At 66.1% G+C, this 18,251-nt stretch carries 16 protein-coding genes and 1 tRNA gene; 12 read left to right on the forward strand and 5 right to left on the reverse strand.

Features of this window, described 5'->3' with window-relative positions; all coding sequences use genetic code 11:
* Positions 1-50 precede the first annotated feature (50 nt).
* The 4 genes from ACFQPG_RS07080 to argH all read left to right on the forward strand — a co-directional run bounded on the left by ACFQPG_RS07080 (position 51) and on the right by argH (position 5,717).
* Positions 51-1,661: an MFS transporter gene (locus ACFQPG_RS07080; protein WP_380811388.1), complete on the forward strand. Its 1,611-nt coding sequence runs from the start codon at positions 51-53 to the stop codon at positions 1,659-1,661.
* A 153-nt stretch (positions 1,662-1,814) separates the two neighbouring features.
* On the forward strand, positions 1,815-4,142 hold the full coding sequence (locus ACFQPG_RS07085; protein ID WP_380811390.1) for an EAL domain-containing protein: 2,328 nt from the start codon (positions 1,815-1,817) through the stop codon (positions 4,140-4,142).
* A 44-nt stretch (positions 4,143-4,186) separates the two neighbouring features.
* Positions 4,187-4,261, forward strand: a tRNA-Gln gene (locus ACFQPG_RS07090).
* A 76-nt stretch (positions 4,262-4,337) separates the two neighbouring features.
* Positions 4,338-5,717 (forward strand): argininosuccinate lyase, encoded by a 1,380-nt coding sequence (gene argH / locus ACFQPG_RS07095; RefSeq protein WP_380811742.1) that lies wholly within the window; start codon positions 4,338-4,340, stop codon positions 5,715-5,717.
* Here argH and ACFQPG_RS07100 read toward each other — a convergent pair.
* Positions 5,714-7,018, reverse strand: a complete 1,305-nt coding sequence (locus ACFQPG_RS07100; protein WP_380811392.1) for a L,D-transpeptidase family protein — start codon at positions 7,016-7,018, stop codon at positions 5,714-5,716. The genes argH and ACFQPG_RS07100 overlap by 4 nt on opposite strands.
* Before the next feature lie 120 nt (positions 7,019-7,138).
* Between ACFQPG_RS07100 and ACFQPG_RS07105 the strand changes: the two genes are divergently transcribed.
* Together ACFQPG_RS07105 and ACFQPG_RS07110 are read left to right on the forward strand one after the other, a co-directional pair.
* A complete protein-coding gene (locus tag ACFQPG_RS07105; RefSeq protein WP_380811394.1) occupies positions 7,139-8,920 on the forward strand; it encodes a putative bifunctional diguanylate cyclase/phosphodiesterase in 1,782 nt (593 codons plus the stop codon).
* 88 nt (positions 8,921-9,008) lie between these two features.
* Entirely contained in the window at positions 9,009-10,325 is a 1,317-nt protein-coding gene (locus ACFQPG_RS07110; protein WP_380811396.1) for a L,D-transpeptidase family protein, read from the forward strand.
* 362 nt (positions 10,326-10,687) lie between these two features.
* Here the strand turns inward: ACFQPG_RS07110 and ACFQPG_RS07115 are convergent, their stop codons facing one another.
* The 4 genes from ACFQPG_RS07115 to ACFQPG_RS07130 form a co-directional block, all read right to left on the reverse strand.
* Positions 10,688-11,515, reverse strand: a complete 828-nt coding sequence (locus ACFQPG_RS07115) for an outer membrane protein (RefSeq protein WP_380811398.1) — start codon at positions 11,513-11,515, stop codon at positions 10,688-10,690.
* Between the two features lie 232 nt (positions 11,516-11,747).
* Positions 11,748-12,941, reverse strand: a complete 1,194-nt coding sequence (locus ACFQPG_RS07120; RefSeq protein WP_380811400.1) for a CCA tRNA nucleotidyltransferase — start codon at positions 12,939-12,941, stop codon at positions 11,748-11,750.
* A complete protein-coding gene (locus ACFQPG_RS07125; protein ID WP_380811402.1) occupies positions 12,932-13,516 on the reverse strand; it encodes a CoA pyrophosphatase in 585 nt (194 codons plus the stop codon). The genes ACFQPG_RS07120 and ACFQPG_RS07125 overlap by 10 nt, the downstream gene beginning before the upstream one ends.
* Positions 13,513-14,100: a DUF1285 domain-containing protein gene (locus ACFQPG_RS07130; RefSeq protein WP_380811404.1), complete on the reverse strand. Its 588-nt coding sequence runs from the start codon at positions 14,098-14,100 to the stop codon at positions 13,513-13,515. Before ACFQPG_RS07130 ends, ACFQPG_RS07125 begins: the two co-directional genes overlap by 4 nt.
* A gap of 77 nt (positions 14,101-14,177) precedes the next feature.
* Here ACFQPG_RS07130 and ACFQPG_RS07135 point away from each other — a divergent pair, with 77 nt between their 5' ends.
* The 6 genes from ACFQPG_RS07135 to ACFQPG_RS07160 all read left to right on the forward strand — a co-directional run bounded on the left by ACFQPG_RS07135 (position 14,178) and on the right by ACFQPG_RS07160 (position 18,122).
* Positions 14,178-14,906, forward strand: coding sequence for an SDR family oxidoreductase (locus tag ACFQPG_RS07135; RefSeq protein ID WP_380811406.1), 729 nt, complete (start codon positions 14,178-14,180; stop codon positions 14,904-14,906).
* A complete protein-coding gene (locus tag ACFQPG_RS07140) occupies positions 14,903-15,331 on the forward strand; it encodes a dihydroneopterin aldolase (RefSeq protein WP_380811408.1) in 429 nt (142 codons plus the stop codon). Before ACFQPG_RS07135 ends, ACFQPG_RS07140 begins: the two co-directional genes overlap by 4 nt.
* A gap of 208 nt (positions 15,332-15,539) precedes the next feature.
* Entirely contained in the window at positions 15,540-16,196 is a 657-nt protein-coding gene (locus ACFQPG_RS07145; protein ID WP_380811410.1) for an energy transducer TonB, read from the forward strand.
* 52 nt (positions 16,197-16,248) lie between these two features.
* On the forward strand, positions 16,249-17,106 hold the full coding sequence (locus ACFQPG_RS07150; protein WP_380811412.1) for a MotA/TolQ/ExbB proton channel family protein: 858 nt from the start codon (positions 16,249-16,251) through the stop codon (positions 17,104-17,106).
* 78 nt (positions 17,107-17,184) lie between these two features.
* Positions 17,185-17,673, forward strand: a complete 489-nt coding sequence (locus ACFQPG_RS07155; RefSeq protein ID WP_380811414.1) for an ExbD/TolR family protein — start codon at positions 17,185-17,187, stop codon at positions 17,671-17,673.
* A 23-nt stretch (positions 17,674-17,696) separates the two neighbouring features.
* Positions 17,697-18,122, forward strand: coding sequence for an ExbD/TolR family protein (locus tag ACFQPG_RS07160; protein ID WP_380811744.1), 426 nt, complete (start codon positions 17,697-17,699; stop codon positions 18,120-18,122).
* Positions 18,123-18,251 lie beyond the last annotated feature (129 nt).

Consider the following 18,251-nt stretch of genomic DNA (forward strand, 5'->3'; position numbering starts at 1 on the left):
CTTGTCCCATGGCGCTCCGCACGCCTAAGCTCCCCGCGGGGGGAGTGGTGATGAGCAGCAATGCAGCCGTGAATGCAGCCGCCGCGGCGTCGGCGGACTATGTCGTGGACCCAAAGCGCGACCGGTTGGTGATCACCGCCTCGGCGCTCGGCACCGTATTCGAGTGGTACGATTTCTTCCTGTACGGCATCCTTGCCGCGCTACTCGGCAAATTGTTCTTCCCGACTGACAATCCTACCGCGGCAACGCTGGCCAGCCTGGCTGCGTTCGGAGCCGGGTTCGGCGTGCGGCCGTTGGGCGCTCTGTTGTTCGGCTGGTTCGGCGATCGGGTCGGGCGCAAATACACGTTCCTCATCACGATTACCCTTATGGGCGGAGCCACTGCGGCGATCGGCTTTCTGCCGACCTACGCCAGCGCCGGGTTGCTTGCCCCGACGCTGCTGGTGCTGCTGCGGCTGTTGCAGGGACTGGCTCTCGGCGGGGAGTATGGCGGGGCGGCGATCTACGTCGCGGAGCATGCGCCGCCCGGCAAGCGCGGGCAGTTCACCAGCTGGATCCAGGTGTCGGTGGTCGGCGGCTTCCTGCTCTGCCTGTTCATGGTGCTTGCCTGCCGGTACGCGCTGACCCCGGAAGAGTTCGATGCCTGGGGATGGCGGATCCCGTTCCTGGCGAGCATCGTCATGCTCGCCATCTCCCTCTACATCCGTCTGAAGCTAGCCGAGAGCCCCGTGTTCCAGGCGATGAAGGAGGCCGGGCAGACGTCGCGCAACCCGTTTCGCGACAGCCTGACCTACCCGGGCAACAAGGGCCGTGTGCTGGTTGCATTGTTCGGCGTCGCTGCGGGGTTGACGGTCATCTACTACACCTCGCAGTTTGGAACGCTCTACTTCCTGCAGGGCACTGCCCGCGTCGGTGAGCAGGAGGCGCTGCTGTACATGGCCCTCGGCGCAGCCTTGGCAGCTCCGTTGTATGTCGGCTTCGGCGCGCTCAGCGACCGGATCGGGCGCAAGAAGATCCTGCTGACCGGATACGCACTTACCTTGCTGCTGCTGTTTCCATTGTTCCACATGATGGCCGACGGGGCCAACCCGGCGTTGGCGCGGGCTGCCAAGGCCGCGCCCGTGACACTGGAACTCCCCGGCGACTGCCGCTTCAACGTCTTCTCGAGCAAGCATAGGACGCCGTGCGGCCAGGCGCTCAACTACCTCAGCAAGCGCGGCGTGCCCTACACCAAGGTCACGGCGCCCACCGCCTCACTTACGGTGGGACAGCAGCGGATCGAAGGCTTCAACCAGGACGCCTACACCGCAGCTCTGGTCGCAGCAGGATATCCGGACAAGGCCGACCCTGCCCAGAAGACGCCGTGGAAGATCATCCTGGCGATCGCGATCATGGTAGCGCTGTCGGCGATGACCTACGGCCAGGTCGCGGCAATCCTGGTGGAGATGTTCCCGGCGCGTATTCGCTACACCTCCATGTCGGTGCCCTACCATATCGGCAGCGGCTATTTCGGCGGGTTCCTGCCGCTCATCTCGCAATATATCGTGGTCCGCACAGGTGATCCTTATGCCGGTCTCTGGTACACGGTCGCGGTGGTGGCCATGGCATTGGTTGTGAGTGCCATCTGGCTTCCGGAAACTTACCGGAAGGCGCTGGATTAAGGCTGGGGCGGGCGGCCCTTCACCATTTGTTTGGTTATCCCGCGCAAGAAGAAGCTGCCCGTTGAGTTACAAGGTGTGCGTTCGCTGGGGGTTGAGGTGGTTCCAGGCAGGTTGTCGAGACTCCTCAGCCCATTCCGTCGTCGGGCGGAAGATGTGGACTCAACTGCGACCGACCTGACCCTGGGAGCGCTGCTGAGCTCGGCCGAGCCGACCGACGAGACATCTCGCGCCGTGCGCCGGGCTCAACTGGCGGCGCTTGTCCGCCTGGGTCCGGCGACGATCAGCATTCAGCTGCTTGCGGCGGCGATCGTGTGTGTGGCGCTCAGGGGCGAAGTTCCGGTCTGGGAGCTCGCGCTGTGGCTCGTCTGCTCCTTCATGATCTGTGTCACTCGCGGAATGCGGGCCTGGCGGCTGCGGCAGGACGAGGACTATGCGCGCCGCCGCCCGGCGGAGTTGCGCGCCGTGACTCTGGTCATTGCTGCTCTTGCGGCCTTGTGGCTGGTTCCGCCGCTTGTCTGGTTTGCGCGGGTCAGCCTGGATCTGCAGTTGCTGGTCTGCCTGCTGTGTGCCGGCCTGATGAGCGCGGGGAGCGTGACCCTGGCGACCGTGCCCCAGGCCGCCACCATGTATGTGGCGATCCTTACGGTGGGGACCACCGCGATGGCCCTGCACTTCGGCAACAGCGCGCAGGTGCTGCTTACATGGCTTTATGGCTTTGTGCTGTGCTGGGGAGTGCTCGCCAACAGCCGGCAGTTCGTGTCCAACGTGCGCGCGCGGCTGGAACTTCAGGAACAAGGCGAATTGATTGCTCTCCTGCGGGAGTTCGAGGCGAGCGGCAGCGATTGGCTGTGGGAACTGGATGCCGAAAAGCGGGTCGTTCACGTGTCGAGGGCCATGGCGGAGGCGCTTGGCTGCACGCCCGACCAGCTGGTCGGTCGGCCCGCGGCGAGTGTCCTCGACCCGGACGGCGCGGTCGCACGAATATCCGCCGGCATGCGAAGCCTGTTCGATCACGCCCGCCGCGGCGCTGCCTTTCGCGATGTTGCCGTGCCGATGTTCGGCGGGCGGCGCTGGTGGACCCTGTCAGGCAAGACCCTGGTCGATTCCACGGGCCGCTTGATCGGATGGCGGGGAGTGGGTTCGGACATCACCGACGTCCGGCTGACCGGATCGGACGCCGTTCGGGCCGCGCGAAAGGACCCGCTGACCGCGATCGCCAACCGCTTGCTGGTGCGCGAGCAGCTGGAGGAAAGTCTGTTGCAGCAGGCCGGCGGGGGACCCTGCTGCGCACTGCTGCTGGTCGATCTCGACCGGTTCAAGCTCGTCAATGACACGCTGGGCCATGCGGTTGGCGATGAATTGCTTTGCGAGGTCGCGAGTCGGCTGGAGGGTGCCGCCGGCGGCGCAACCGTGGGGCGGCTGGGCGGCGACGAATTCGCCATCGTTTGGACCGGTTCCTGCGACAGGGCCGAGCTCGGTGGACTGGCCGAGCGGATCATGGCCGAGCTGTCGCGCGCCGTTCCGGTGGGTTCGTCCGCGCTGCACGTCGGCGCCACCATCGGGATCGCCACCGGCCGGGATGCGGCGTCCGAAGACCAGTTGATGCGCTGTGCCGACCTTGCGCTCTACAGCGCCAAGCGGGCAGGGCGGGGCAGCCATGCCTTCTTCGAGCAGGCGATGCGCGAAGAAGCGGAAGAGCATCGTCTGCTCGAGAACGACGTGCGCGATGCCCTCAATTCCAATGCTCTGCGGCTGGTCTATCAGCCGATCGTTGAGGCGGGGAGCGGCCGTCTGGTCGCGCGCGAGGCGCTGCTGCGCTGGGACCACCCCGTCCGCGGCGAGGTGTCCCCCGATGTGTTCATCCCCGTGATCGAGGATGCGGGGCTCATGCACCAGATCGGCGGGTGGGTGCTTCGCCAGGCCTGCACGGAAGCGGCAGAGTGGCCGAGCGAAGTGTCCTTGTCGGTGAACGTGTCCGCCTCGCAGTTGAACGGGCCGGGGCTCGCCAACACCGTCGTGAACGTGCTCGCTGCCACCGGTCTGCCCGCGTCCCGGCTGGAATTGGAGGTGACAGAGAACATCTTCATTGGCGACGATCCCGCCACCCTGTCCGCTCTCGATGCACTGCGACGTCTGGGGATCCGGCTGGTGCTGGACGATTTCGGCCGCGGCTATTGCTCGTTCGGCTATCTGCGGCAGGCGCGCTTTGCCAAGCTGAAGGTCGACCAGAGCTTCGTCCGGGCCGCCGCCAACGGCGATGCCGACTGCGCTGCCATCGTGAGGGCGATCTTCGCCCTTGCCCGAAGCCTCGGCATCTGCACCACCGCCGAAGGGGTCGAAAGCGACCGGGAAGCCGAATTGATGCGGCAACTCGGCTGCGACCAGTTGCAGGGCTTCCACCTCGGCCGTCCGGAACCCGCAGAGGTGTTTCGCCCCCCGACGGAGGAGTGGCAGCATAGGCGTTCCGGCAAAGGCGCCTGACCTCTTTCCCCAGCGGCGATCATCGCTATAAGCCGCCCCGCTGGTGGGGCGTCGCCAAGTGGTAAGGCACCGGTTTTTGGTACCGGCATTCGCAGGTTCGAATCCTGCCGCCCCAGCCAGCTCACGCCTGGTGATTGACCGGCCGGGGGAGCCGGGTGCAGAGCCGCTTCTATGGCGGACACCAAGGGCAACCAGATGTGGGGCGGACGGTTCGCGGCGGAGCCGTCGGCTCTGATGCAGCGGATCAATGCGTCCATTCCGATCGACAAGAGATTGTGGCGGGATGATGTGGCAGGCTCCCGGGCGCACGCAGCGATGCTGCGCGATTGCGGGATCCTCTCGGCGCAAGATGCAGAAGCGATCCTTCGTGGGCTCGACACGATCGCCGCCGAGTTCGAGCGGAACGGCGTTGCCGAAGACCTCGCGCTCGAAGACATCCACATGCATGTGGAGCATCGCCTGGCCGAGCTGATCGGGCCTGCGGCCGGAAGGCTGCACACCGCCCGTTCGCGCAACGACCAGGTAGCGACCGATTTCCGGCTCTGGGTACGAGAGGCGAGCCGGGAAGCCGTTGCGGTGATCCGGCATTTCCAGGCCGTGCTGGTCGAGTTGGCGGACGCGCATGCCGACACCGTGATGCCGGGCTTCACCCACCTGCAGACAGCGCAGCCGGTCACCTTGGGCCACCACCTGCTGGCCTATTACGAAATGCTCCGCCGCGACGCCTCGCGCTTCGCCGCCGCGCTGACGCGGCTGGACGAGTGCCCGCTGGGAGCGGCGGCGCTGGCCGGCACCGGCTTTCCGATCGACCGGGAGGCGACGGCCCGTGCGCTCGGCTTTGCGCGGCCGACAGCCAACTCGCTGGACAGCGTCTCCGATCGCGACTTCGCGCTCGATTACCTTGCCGCTGCCGCCCAGTGCAGCCTGCACCTATCGCGATTGGCGGAAGAACTGATCATCTGGTCGAGTGCGCCCTTCGGCTTCGTCCGCCTACCCGACACGTTTTCGACCGGATCATCCATCATGCCGCAGAAGCGCAACCCGGACGCGGCCGAGCTGGTGCGGGGACATAGCGGGCGGATCAGCGGTGCACTGGTCAGCCTGATGACCACCATGAAAGGGCTGCCGCTCGCTTATTCGAAGGACATGCAGGACGACAAGGCGCCGGTGTTCGAGGCGCACGACCTGTTGATGCTGTCGCTGGAAGCGCTGGCTGGAATGGTCGGGACGACCGAGTTCGACAAGGCACGGCTGCGCGCCGCCGCCGAACAAGGCTTTTCCACCGCCACGGACCTCGCGGACTGGCTGGTCCGGGAAGCGAATGTGCCCTTTCGCGAGGCGCACCACATCACCGGGCGCGCGGTTCGGGCAGCCGAGGAGCGGGGCCGTGGGCTGGCGGACCTCTCGCTGGAGGAGTTGCGCGGGATCGACCCGCGCATCGACGAACGCGTGTTTGGCGTTCTGACCGTCGATGCGTCGGTCGCCAGCCGCCTCAGCTACGGCGGAACGGCACCCCAGCGGGTTCGCGAGCAGGTTGCGGCGGCGCGCCAGGCGCTGGCCGCCGCCACCCCCTAACGCAACGCGCTTTCCTTGGCGCCGCTACCCTGCTCGATCATCTTTGCAAGCAGGGGCGCGTCTCGCTCGTAGGGATCTGCCCGGAACGCAATGGCGCCATTCTCCACACCTACGGTGAGATAGGTAAGATAGACGGGGAGCGGCTCAGGCAGGTCGACCCGTTGCTCCGCATCGGGGCTCTGTGCGCGCGGGATGTCGCCGAAGATCCATCGGGCCAGTGCTCGGGCGTCCTCCAGCCGGACGCAGCCATTGCTGATGAAGCGGTTGTCCTGCTCGAACGGAGCACGATTGGGCGTGTCATGCAGGTAGATGCCATATTCGTTCGGCATCATGAACTTGATCTCGCCCATGCTGTTGGTTCCGCCGGGCAGTTGGCGCACCCGCAACTCCAGCCGGCCGGCGGCGACCGCCTGCCAGTCGACTTCGCTCGGGTCCATCACCCTGGCGTCCTCTTCCCAACTGTCGAGTACCTGATAGCGGCGGTCGGACAGGTAGGTTGGGCCTTCCGCCAGGACCTTGGGGGCGATCAGGGCCTGAACCAGGTCCGGCGGGATGTTCCAATAGGGATTGACGTTCACGTAGCGCATCAGCGCGGCCATCATCGGCGTGCGGGATGCCGCTTTGCCGACAACCACCTTCATGCTCCCTACGGGGCGACCGTCTTCCATCATCCACAGCCGCGCGGCACCGGCGTCCACGAGGATGTACCTACGGGCGGTACCGGGAGCGGGAAGGCGGCGCGCCCGTTCCATATTGAGCACGATCAGGCGTTCGTAATAGCCAGCCCCGCGATTGAGTGACCGAATCGTCCCGCTTCCAGCGACCCCGTCGACCGGAAGACCATGTGCCTGCTGATACTCGCGCAGTCGTTGCTCCAGCCCGCCATCGAATGGGGCGGGAGACAGCGGGTCGGCCGCACCGAGGCCGAGCCGCTTGCGCAGCAGTTCGGCACGTTCTCCGCTGGCACCGGCCTTCAGCGGGGCGCCCGCCGGGATCGCGACCTGCGGAAGGCTGCTCCATTTGATTTGGTAGCGGACGAGCCCGCGGCGAAGCTCAGTGTACAGCGGATTGATCGGCCGCAGCAGGTCGACCGGCGCGCCGCTCCATTGCTCGTCGGGTGTTTCCGGCATGTCGCGAGCCAGTTCCGGCTCCTGCGGCATACCTTCCGCATCGACCATGATCATGTCCAGACCGCGCTGGCCGCCAGGGGGCAGGGCTGCCGCGCTTGGCACAGGCTGGGCCCGGGCGAGCGCCGGCTGCGCGGCAAGGGAGGCAAGCAGGACTAGTTTTACGAAGGTCATGGGACCGGTCTGGCGGCTCGCATCTGAACGGAACCGGAATCCTGCGGACGCCTTGATGCACAGTCAATTCGTTTCAACGCTGGCAACAGACAATTAACCTCCCACGGCCATAGCGGTCGGATGCAGGCTGCAGCCCAACGTACCTCCGCCGCGGTGGAGACGGTTGCCCGGTCGCCATCGCCGGCGGCTGACGACACATTGCTGTTCGCCTTGCCGATCGCCGCGGCCATCATTGGCCGCGAAGCGGATGAAGGACTGGTCGTCCTGGCCAACAACAGTCGGTTCACCTCCCTGGTGGAGGGCTCGACCTGTATTTCCGACGATTGGAACAAGGCGGAATGCCTGACGAGTGGCGCCATCGGCCGGCTGGTGCATGCCTATTTCGACGGCGAGGCCGGCGACGAACTCGACTTCCGCGACCGCGAGGGGATCGAAGCGCGCTTCTATCGGGTGAAGCTGGCTCCCCTGTCGCCCCTGGCGTCCGGCGTGCCTCGGTGTTTGCTGTCGATTGTCGACCGGACGGTGGAAGTGCAGGCCGAACGCAGCCTGCGCGCCGAGATGCTCCGGGACAGCCTAACTGGTCTTCCCAACCGACTTGCCTTTTCGGAGATGATCGAACAGGCCGGGCAAGCGCCTGCGATGGGCGAGGCACAGGCCCTCGGGTCCGCCTGCGGTCATGCGGTGCTCGTCGTCGACATGCTCCGCTTCTCCCGAATCAACGAAAGCATGGGCAGCCTGGCAGGGGATGAGCTGCTGATCACCTTTGCCCGGCGCTTGATCTCGGCGCTTCGGGCCGGCGACTGCCTGGCGCGGACCGGCGGCAACGAGTTCGGGATCATGGTCTCGCTCCGCCGCGGGATCGACGACGCGATGCGTGCCGCCCAGCGGATCCAGGACGTGATGACCGCCCCGTTCAAGCTGAGCGAGCTGGAAATCCGCATCGAGTGCGCCATCGGCGTCGCCCTGATGCACCCCGGGCAGGAGCCGGAGGAGCTGTTTCGCAACGCGCAGTTCGCAGTCAAGCAGGCCAAGCAGGCCGGACGACCGCAAGTCTACGAGCCGCGCGAGGCCAGCCTGGCGCGGCGGCGCTTTTCCATCGAAACAGAGCTTCGGCGCGCGCTCGACAATGACCAGCTCAAGCTTTGCTACCAGCCGCTCATCGATCTCAAGAGCGGCCAGGTCGCCGGGTTCGAGGCACTTGCGCGCTGGACGCACGCTGATCGCGGCGAGATCAGCCCGGCCGAATTCATCCCGGTAGCGGAGGAAAGTGGGCTCATCCTGGCGCTCGGCCGGTGGGCGATGGACAAGGCGGCGCGGACCCTCGCTGACTGGGACCAAAGCGCCGGTGAGGAGTTGCCCCTCTATGTCGGAGTGAACCTCAGCGCCATCCAGGTCGCGAGGGACGACATCGCAGACGTGGTGTCCAGCGCGCTCCGCTCGAGCGGCCTGTCGGGCAAGCGAGTGACCCTGGAGCTGACGGAAAGCTCGATCGTCCAGGACCCCGGCCGCGCTACCCGCGTGTTCGATGCCTTGAAAGCGCTCGACACGACAGTCGCCATGGACGACTTCGGGACGGGCTATTCCAGCCTCGCCTATCTTCAGCGGCTACCCATCGACGTCCTCAAGATCGACCGCAGCTTCGTCAGCGGCATGATGGTGGACCGGGACAGCGTCGCGATCGTGCGCGCGGTCCTGAGCCTTGCCGAGGCGCTCGGCATGTCCACCACCGCCGAAGGGATCGAATCGCAGGAACTGGCGACCACCCTGGCAACGTTGGGCTGCGCTTCGGGGCAGGGGTTCTACTTCGCCCGGCCGCTGGAGCCGGAAGCCGCGCTGGACTATTGGCGGTCGGGCCGCCAGACGGCGCAGCGCCGTGGCGTGGCGGTCACGCCCGTTCACTAACTTCTCCCCGACGGCCGGTTCACTTGCCCGTCAGGGTCCGCGCCCTAGATAACGTCCTGTAGTGGAGTGATCCAAGGGGCGTTGAACCGTGAAACATGTATTGCTTGCCGCGACTTTGCTGACTGCCCTCGTGCCGGCTGCCGCCGACGCGCGGAAGCGGCCTGCTCCAGCTCCTGCCTATGTTCCGGCCGCCCGGCCTGTCCCGAGCGACCCGGTCGATGCCGTCTATTTTCACCGCAATGAAGCCCGCATCTGGTTCCGCGATGCCGCGACCCGTGCGGCGGCCGCTTCGGTGCCCTCCCTTCTCCGTCGGGCCCAGATCGAGGGCTTTGCCGCCGGTCCGCAGCTTGCCGCCCAGATCGACGCCGCGATTCAGCAGGCTTCGAGCGGCAACCCGGCCGCCATCGCGGCGGCAGACCGCGCCGTGTCGCGCGCCTGGGTCACTTATGTGCAGCATTTGAAGCGGCCCACCCCGGGGATGGATTACGCCTACCCAATGCTGAAGCCGCAGGGCGCACGCCCGGACCAGATCCTGCTGACCGCCGCCGCCGCTCCCTCCTTGCAGCAGCACGTGGTGCAGGCGTCGAACGTCAATGCGATGTACGCCGGCATCCGCGATGCGGCGTGGGCGGAGGCGCAGGCCAGGGGCAACGCCGCGCCCGATCCGCGGGTCCTGATCAACCTGGATCGCGCGCGGTCGATCCCCGGTGCCGGCAAGTTCGCGGTGGTGGACGTCGCGGCCAAGCGCTTGTTCATGTTCGAGAATGGCCGGCCTGTCGATTCCATGCGGGTGATCGTGGGTGAGCCCAAATACTTCACGCCGATGATGGCGAGCTATATCCATTACATCACGCTCAACCCTTACTGGGATGCGCCGGACCACCTGGTGCGCAAGAACATTGCGGACAAGGTGCTGAAGGGCGGGCGGGCTTACTTCGAGAGCAGCGGCTATGAGGCGATGGCCGACTGGACCGCGAACAGCGCGGTGATCCCATTCGAGCAGGTCGACTGGAAGGCGGTGTCCGCCGGCAAGACTCAGCTTCGCGTTCGCCAGAAGCCGGGGCCCAAGAACTTCATGGCCAGCATGAAGATCCCGTTCGTCAACGATCATGACATCTACCTGCACGATACGCCGGCCAAGGAGGCGTTCGCTCGGCCTGAACTGGCTCAGAGCAACGGCTGCATCCGGCTGGAAGATGCAAAGCGTTTCGCCCGCTTCCTGACCGGCGGTTCGGACCCGACCACCGCGTCCCGCGAGCCTGAGCAGCACATGCAGCTGCGGCAGGGCATTCCGATCTACGTGACCTACCTTACGGCTCAGCCGAGGGACGGCAAGCTGGTCTACGTGTCCGACGTTTACGGTTGGGACAAGGCTGGCGGAGCGAGGGTCGCCGACGCTCGCTGATTGACTCCCTTCCCGGGATCGGAAAGGCCGCTGCGCTGGTGCGTGGCGGCCTTTTTCGCGACTGCGCGCGGTGCAGGGATGCGTTTTGCTGCGGCTCCGTGCCGATGGTTCTGGCGGTCCTGGCGCACCGCCAAGGCTCTACCCCCGATCTCGTGTCATACCCGCGAATGTAGATAGCGCGGTTCTGCCTTCGTAAAGGCTGCGGTCACAGGCATACATACAGCCTTTGTCGTCCTGCGCTCCTGCCGGGCCTCGCAATCCGCGCAGGTCGATCATGCAAGCACAAAGAAAAACCGGCCCGGGATCGCTCCCGAACCGGTCTTTCTTGTCCCTGCCGTCAGCCCGAGCTGACGCCAGCGCACTTACCCGCGGACGGGTTGCGGCGGCGGCGGCGGCGGCGGCGGCGGCGGCAGCGGGCAGCTGTCCGTCGCCAGGATCACCGAACCGTCCGGGCACGTCTGCGTCGCCGGAGGCGGCGGAGGCGGCGGGGGCGGGGGCGGCGGGGGAGGCGGCGGCGGCGGCGGAGCCGCACCGAAGTTGAAGATCAGGCTGGCGAGCAGCGAGTGCGAACGGAAGCGGGTGTCGAATTCACCGCTGTCGTCGAAATCGAAGTCGTCGGCGCCAAAATCGTCGTTAAGGTCGGCGTTGAAGAAACGATACTTCAGGCCGAAGTCGATGTTGTCGCTGATCGGGCGACGCACGCCCGCGATCAGCTGCCAAGCCAGGCCAGTGTCCTTGAGCCGGCCGGTGTCGACGCCGTCGTCAAAGCGAGCCTTGACGCGAGCAACACCCAGACCGCCGCCGACGTAGCCATTCCAGCCGTCGTCGTCACCGAAGTCGAGCAGGACGTTGCCCATCAGCGACGCTGCGGTGCTGCGGCCATCAGCCTCAGTACCTTCGTCGGTGATGCCGAACGAATATACGTCATGCTTGGCGCGCTTGTAGCCAAGCTCGGCTTCGGCACGGATCATGCCGAAATCGTAACCGGCGATCAGGTCGACGTCGTAGCCAACCTTGTGATCGACCGTCGCGAAGTTGTCGACAGTGACGTCGCCAGCATTCGCATCGATGTTCATGTCTTCGACGATCATCAGACCGCCCTCGACGCCGACATACCCCGAGCCGTCTCGGGCCATGGCGGGCGTCGCAATTGCGGCCGCAGCGACTGCGGCCATGAGGTAATTGCGCATTGGTTCCCCTTCTCGCTCCTGTTGATGGCGCTTGGAACCTGTAGAGCAGATGGAAAGTTTCCGCCAAGCGAAAGCTGCAATGCAATGGTCTAAACACCGTTGCAGGAATGTCACAGTCCCGCGAGGCCCAGATCCGACGTTCCCGGTGCCAAGTTGCGGGGCTCAAAAGGTTTTGTGGCATTTCTCGCCGCCCTGGCAGGGCCCAGGTGCCGACAGAAACGCTTAAACTGGCCTAGCCCAGTGCGGAGGCGAGCGCCTCGTCCACCAGTTCGGCAAGGCGACCTTCGTCGGGAAACCCTTCGGCGACCCAGCGGGCCTCGATAGCCTTCAGGGTGCGTGCCACGGCCGGTCCGGGGAGGAGCCCGCGCTTGATCAGCAAGCCGCCACTGAGCGGCAGCACTGGCACCGCCCAGCCCGCGATTGCACGGGCCTGAGCCGCGTCGCCGGCAAGCAGCAGCCGATCGACGGCCGCTTCCTGCCCGATCGAGTAAGCGAGGGCCCGCGCATCCGCTCCGGATGCCGCCACCGCAGCGCTGGCCAATCGTTGCCGCGCCCTGTTCGAAAGTTTCAGGCGAGCCGCGATCTTCTCCGCGACAGGCGGAACGGGAGGCAGCAGTGCGGCAAGGCGGCGCAGCGGATGCGCCTGGATGCCCGCCTCTCGCTCCGCTGCGAGCAGCCGCTCCAGCCGCTGCGCACCCGCTTCCTCGATTTCCGGAAGCACGGCGCGCAGTATGCTGTTCGCAAGCATGACCCGCACGGTGTGGGACGGATCGGGCAGGGCGAGCAGCTTGAGCAGTTCGTCGGCGATTCGCTCCCGTGACAAGGCCATGAGATCATTGGCCCGGGCGGCGCAGGCTGCGAGGTCCGCCGGCTCCGGGTCGCCCGATCCAAAGCGGGCGTGGAAGCGGAAGAAGCGCAGGATGCGCAGATGATCCTCCGCAATCCGCTGCAGCGGCTCGCCGATGAACCGGACTCGGCGCTGCTCCAGGTCAGCGAGGCCGCCGACCAAGTCGTGGATCGCACCGGTCATAGCCTCGGCGAACATCGCGTTGATGGTGAAGTCCCGCCGTTCAGCGTCGGCCCGCCAGTCGTCGGTGAACGCGACCTTCGCTCGGCGGCCGTCGGTGCTGAGGTCGCAGCGCAAGGTGGTGATCTCAACAACGGTGCCGTTGCTGACCGCAGTCACGGTGCCGTGGTCGATGCCGGTCGGGATCGCCTTGATGCCAGCCGCCTCGAGCCTGCTCACCACCTCCAGGGGAGGGATGCGGGTGGCGAGATCGAGGTCGTTGTGCGGAAGCTGGAGCAACAGGTCTCGAACCGCGCCCCCGACCAGGCGGGTGGAATCCCCGCCGGCGTCAAGCGCTTCCAGCATTTGCGGAACCCCCGGCCGGCTGGTCCACAGGGCAGGGTCCAGTCTCACGTCCATCCGATCCGCCGCGACAGGTTGACCAGCATTGCCGCTGTCGCGCCCCAAACCCGGCGACCCTCCCATTCGATCTCGTGGCAGGTACGCATGCGCCCCTGGAACTCCGCGGTAACCGCGCGCTGATTGGCCGGGTCGAGCAGGAAGGCAAGGGGCGCTTCGAAGACTTCGGCGACCTCATGCTGATGCGGGGTGAGCGGCAGGTCCGGAGCGACGGTGCCAAGGATGGGGATGACCCGGTAACCAGTGACGGTGCGATACGGATCGGCCGCTCCCCACAGGGTCACGGCATCGGGCGCCAGGTCAATCTCCTCCTGCGCCTCCCTCAGGGCAGCAGCGGCTTCACTCGCATCACCGGGATCGACGCGGCCGCCGGGGAGGGCGATCTGGCCGGCATGCTGGCGCAGATGCTCCCGCCGCAGTGTCAGGATGAGCCCGGGGTTCGGCCGCCGGGTGATCGCCACCAGCACTGCCGCGGCCTTGGCTGGTGCAGGATCGCCCTCGATCAGGTCGCCAGTCAGCAGGCCCGCCGGCGCGGGGGCAGCGAGGGAGGCGCGAAGCCGCTCGAGCAGCGTCATTGCGCCGACAGCGAGAAGAAGGCGCCGTCGCTCCACACGCCGGGCGCGTCGCCACCCTCGGCAAGGGCCAGCTCGGCAAGCTCGTAATACACCGGCCGCGCAAGGCTCGCTTCGAGCCTACCACGAACGCCGATCAGCGGCACGGGCCCGGTCGGCTCGGACACCAGGCGCAGTGGGTGCTCCGGGCCGAGCAGCACGGCGTCGCCGCTGTTCAGCTCAAAGGCGATCCGGCGGTCCCGGCCGTGGCCTTCGGTCCTCATGGCTGTCGCGACAAAGGGGGCGAGATCGACCTCGATGGTCAGCTTCTCGGTCGGGGTGACGAGCACGTGGCTGCCGTCCTCTTCCCGCCGCAGCACGGTGGAGAACAGCCGAACCATCCCCGCACGCTCGATCCGATGTCCCTCATGGTACCAGGTGCCGTCGCGAGCGATCCGCATCCCGCTGTGCCCACAATGGCTGGGGTTCCATTGCTCGACCGGTGGTAAGCGACGGCCTTCCATCGCGCGGGCGATGTCTGCCAGGGATCGTCCGGCAATCTCCAGGGGTGGGCGGCTTTCGGGCATGCCCGCTTGATGGTGGCTCATGTCCCGCGTGTCGAGGGGCGAGCCGGCCACGCAGGTTCGACAAGCCGGCGGGGGCGGGTATGAGTGGCGCTATGGACATGGCCGCCAACCGGACTGCAATCGTGACCGGAGCCGGAAAGCGGGTCGGCCGTCACATCGCCGAGCAGTTGCTCGCCAAGGGCTGGACGGTGATCGCTCATGTGCACGGGCCAGCGGACGAGGTGCCCGCCGGAGCAGTCCGGGTCGTGGCGGATCTGGCCGAGCCCGACTGCGGAACGACCGTCATGGCGGCGGCGAAGGGCCTTCCGCCAGTCACGCTGTTGATCAACAATGCCGCGCGCTTCGCCCACGACACGCTAGACAGCTTCTCGCCGGAGGAATTCGACGCCCACATGGCCGTGAACGTGCGCGCCCCAGCCTTGCTGATCGCGGCCTTTGCCCGGCTGGGGGGCGAGGACCGCTCGGTCGTCAACCTGCTCGATGCCAAGCTTGCCGCCCCGAACCCCGATTTTCTGAGCTACACCCTGTCCAAGGCGGCCCTGGCCAGCCTGACCGAACTGGCCGCGCGGGCGCTGGCCCCCAAGCGGATCCGGGTCAACGCGATCGCCCCTGCGCTGATGCTTCATTCTGCCGGGCAATCGGCGGAGAATTTTCGGCTCGCCCACGTCTTCAATCCGCTGGCTCGCGGCGTAGAGCCCGCCGACGTGGTCGCCGCCATCCAGTTTTGTCTGGACTCCCCCGTGCTGACCGGCGAGGTGCTCACCCTTGATGGCGGGCAGCGCTTCTGGAGCCTGGATCGCGACGTGCAATTCCTGGATTTCGAGTGAACGACATCATTCCCTTCACGCCTCGCCTCACCGGCCTCGTTCCGGAGCATCTGTCGCCGCGATCGGTGAAGATCCACCTCGATTCGCTCGACGTCATGGCGGACATCGGCTTTCACGAATTCGAAGTCGGGGTGCCGCAGCGGCTGTTGGTCAGCGTCGAGGTATGGCTGGAGGACGCCACGGTTCCGGCCGACGACGAGGCGGGCAACGCGTGGAACTACGATTACCTCAAGCAGGAGATCGAGCGAATCGCGGCTTCGCGACGGTTCAACCTGCAGGAAACCCTGGCCGCGGAGGTCTACAACTGGATCGCCGCGCGGGCTGGCGTGAAGGGCTTGCGGGTCGGTACCTGCAAGCCGGACATCTACCCGCACGCCAAGGGGGTCGGGGTGGAACTGGCCTCTTTTGAAGGGGCTAGACCATAAGCATCGCACAACATGCTTGCAGAGGTGGAACAATATCGTTGCGCCGCCATTGAGGCATGATTAAGGAAGCGCGCCGGCCGCCGATGATATGTTGATACGTCGGTACGCCTGACCGAATTCGCGGCTTCTCCATTGCTGCGGTTCGGACGGGTGCCGGGGCCCGCTTAAGGAGAATTGCGGCAGGATGTCTTACGCCAATCGCAGGCAAATGAGCTCGAACCGGACGGTGGCGATCGTCATCGTCGCGCTCCTGCACGTGTTGCTGGGGTACGCGCTTATCACCGGGCTCGCCTACAACGTGATCAAGAAGGCTGCGGAGGATCTGAAGACCTTCGACGTCGAGGACGAACCGCCGCCGCCGGAGGAGGTGCCACCGCCGCCTCCGCCTGAAAACGTGCCGGAAACTCCGCCGCCGGTCGTCAGCCCGCCGCCGCTGGTGCGCACCAACGTGGCCCCGCCGCCGGTGCAGACCACCAACGTGGCGCCGCCGCCGGTGGTGACCTACACGGCACCGCCAGCGCCGCCCGCGCCTCCGGCACCGCCGCCACCGCCGCCTCCGCCGCCCGTGCAACGGTCGGAACCGAAGAGCGCCTCCGGCAATCTGCAGGGGCTGATTCGGGCCGACGATTACCCGCAGAGCGCGCTCAGCAGCGAGGAGCAGGGAACGGTCACCGTATCGCTGCAGATCGGGACCAACGGCCGGGTGAGCGGATGTTCGGTCAGCCAGTCGAGCGGATCGCGGGCACTGGACAGCGCGACCTGCCGGATCCTCACTTCGCGAGCGAAGTTCACGCCCGCTCAGGACAGCAATGGCAATCCGACCACCGGCAGCTTCCGGCAGCGGATCACCTGGCGTTTGGAATAGCACATTCGATCAAGCCTGACCCAAGCAAGCATCAGAAGGAAAGACGAAGATTATGGCAGCTCCAGCAGCACCCGGTGGCGAAAGCCCCTATGGCCTCCTGGCGGCCCTCAACGAGGGCGGTCTCATTTCCTGGGCGACCTTCATCATCCTGGTGGCGATGTCGGTTTTCTCGTTCTACATCCTGTTCACCAAGCTGTTCGAGCAGCAGAAGATCATCAGCCAGGGCCGCAAGGTCCGGGCGAGCTTCTGGAACTCGCCCAACCTCAAGGAAGCGGCGACCAAGCTCGATCAGCGTAGCGCTTACCGCGCGATCGTGGACGATGCGCTCGTCGCGCAGGAGCAGCACAGCAAGCTGACCGATCCGATCGACCAGCACGACTGGATGGCGAACAGCCTGGCTCGCTCACAGGGCGGCATCGGCGCCCGTCTCGGCGAAGGCTTGGCCTTCCTCGCGACGGTTGGTTCGACCGCGCCGTTCATCGGCCTGTTCGGCACCGTGGTCGGCATCTACCGCGCGCTGATCAAGATCGGTGCCGCGGGTCAGGCGTCGATTTCGACGGTCGCCGGCCCGGTCGGTGAAGCGCTGATCATGACCGCTCTCGGCCTCGTCGTGGCGGTTCCGGCCGTGCTCGCCTACAACTGGCTGATCCGCCGCAACAAGTCGATCATGGAGGACCTCGCGGCCTTCACCAACGACGTGCACGGCTACATCATGTCGGACGGCCGGGTGAAGCCGGCGATGGCCGGAGCCGGTGCGCCTGCCGCGGGTTCGTCATCCGTCAGCCGCACCGCACAGACCCGCACGGGTGCTGCGCCGACCCCCGCCGGTTCGGAGCCGCTGCGCGCGGGCCAGACCCAGACCGGCCAACAGGCGTCGGGCACCGGCACTTCGACGGTGGATCGCCGCTAAGACCAACTGCTGCGCGGCCGGCGGTTCGCCGCCGGCCGTGAGATCAAGACGGCAAGTCGCAAGAGAAAGCGTCACTCCATGGCTATGAACGTAGGCAACGAAGGCGGCGACGACGTCCCGATGTCCGACATCAACACCACGCCGCTCGTCGACGTGATGCTGGTGCTTCTCATCATCTTCCTGATCGCCATCCCGATTGTGGTCGAGACGGTTCCCCTGACCCTTCCCAAGGTCGCCTACGAACCGACCGAGACCAAGCCGGAGAACGTGTCGCTGTCGGTGCGGTCCGCGCCGGATGGCACCTGCGAAGTCTATTGGGGCATGACCCGGATCAACTCCGAGGATCTCCTCGACCGTGCGGTCAAGAAGTTGGAGGACGAGATCGAAAAGCAGGGCGGTGTCGAGAACATCACTGAAGAGAATATGCCCGAGGCGCACATTCGCGGCGACGTGAATACCCAGTACAAGTGCATCGGGGGTGCGATCTTTACGATGCAGCGGGCCGGCTTCGCGCGGGTCGGCTTCGTCTCCGAGCCGCCAGCAGGCTACACCACCGGCCGCCTGTAAGAGAAGGAACTGCCGCGATGGCGATGCAGACCACGAGTAACAATTCCGAAGGCGAACCGATGATGGAGCTCAATATGACTCCACTCATCGACGTGATGCTGGTGCTCCTCATCATGTTCATCATCACGATCCCGATCCAGAGCCATGCGGTGAAGCTCGACCTTCCGCAGAACTCGGACCAGAACAACCCGCCCCCGATCGACCCGGTGAAGAACAAGATCGTGATCACCCAGGCGGGTGCGGTGTTGTGGAATGGCGCTCCGGTGAACCTCACCCAGCTGCGCCAGTACCTCGATATCACTCAGCAGATGAACCCGGTCCCCGAATTGCACCTGCAGCCGGAGCCGACCGCGCGCTACGAACTGGTTGACCAAGTGCTGGTCGTCACCAAGCAGGCACAGGTCCAGAAGATGGGCTTTGTCGGCAACGAGGCGTATAGCACGTTCTGACGCTTGAAGACACGATAGCCGGTTGTGGCTGACGTTTAGATCGGGCCATCCCGATCCAACTGGGGCGGCGCTCGCAAGGGTGCCGCCCCTTTCTTGTGTGGCCTCGCGAGTGGATCAGGTGCTTTGCCC

Source organism: Sphingomonas sp. GCM10030256 (assembly GCF_042666415.1).
Taxonomy (GTDB): Bacteria; Pseudomonadota; Alphaproteobacteria; order Sphingomonadales; family Sphingomonadaceae; genus Sphingomicrobium.

Coding starts and splice junctions, on each gene's coding strand:
- ACFQPG_RS07150 (WP_380811412.1), top strand. CDS start 16,249: ATGGCAGCTCCAGCAGCACCCGGTGGCGAAAGCCCCTATGGCCTCCTG.
- ACFQPG_RS07160 (WP_380811744.1), top strand. CDS start 17,697: ATGCAGACCACGAGTAACAATTCCGAAGGCGAACCGATGATGGAGCTC.
- ACFQPG_RS07080 (WP_380811388.1), top strand. CDS start 51: ATGAGCAGCAATGCAGCCGTGAATGCAGCCGCCGCGGCGTCGGCGGAC.
- ACFQPG_RS07135 (WP_380811406.1), top strand. CDS start 14,178: ATGGCCGCCAACCGGACTGCAATCGTGACCGGAGCCGGAAAGCGGGTC.
- ACFQPG_RS07145 (WP_380811410.1), top strand. CDS start 15,540: ATGAGCTCGAACCGGACGGTGGCGATCGTCATCGTCGCGCTCCTGCAC.
- argH (WP_380811742.1), top strand. CDS start 4,338: ATGTGGGGCGGACGGTTCGCGGCGGAGCCGTCGGCTCTGATGCAGCGG.
- ACFQPG_RS07120 (WP_380811400.1), bottom strand. CDS start 12,941: ATGGACGTGAGACTGGACCCTGCCCTGTGGACCAGCCGGCCGGGGGTT.
- ACFQPG_RS07100 (WP_380811392.1), bottom strand. CDS start 7,018: ATGACCTTCGTAAAACTAGTCCTGCTTGCCTCCCTTGCCGCGCAGCCG.
- ACFQPG_RS07155 (WP_380811414.1), top strand. CDS start 17,185: ATGGCTATGAACGTAGGCAACGAAGGCGGCGACGACGTCCCGATGTCC.
- ACFQPG_RS07125 (WP_380811402.1), bottom strand. CDS start 13,516: ATGACGCTGCTCGAGCGGCTTCGCGCCTCCCTCGCTGCCCCCGCGCCG.
- ACFQPG_RS07105 (WP_380811394.1), top strand. CDS start 7,139: ATGCAGGCTGCAGCCCAACGTACCTCCGCCGCGGTGGAGACGGTTGCC.
- ACFQPG_RS07130 (WP_380811404.1), bottom strand. CDS start 14,100: ATGAGCCACCATCAAGCGGGCATGCCCGAAAGCCGCCCACCCCTGGAG.
- ACFQPG_RS07115 (WP_380811398.1), bottom strand. CDS start 11,515: ATGCGCAATTACCTCATGGCCGCAGTCGCTGCGGCCGCAATTGCGACG.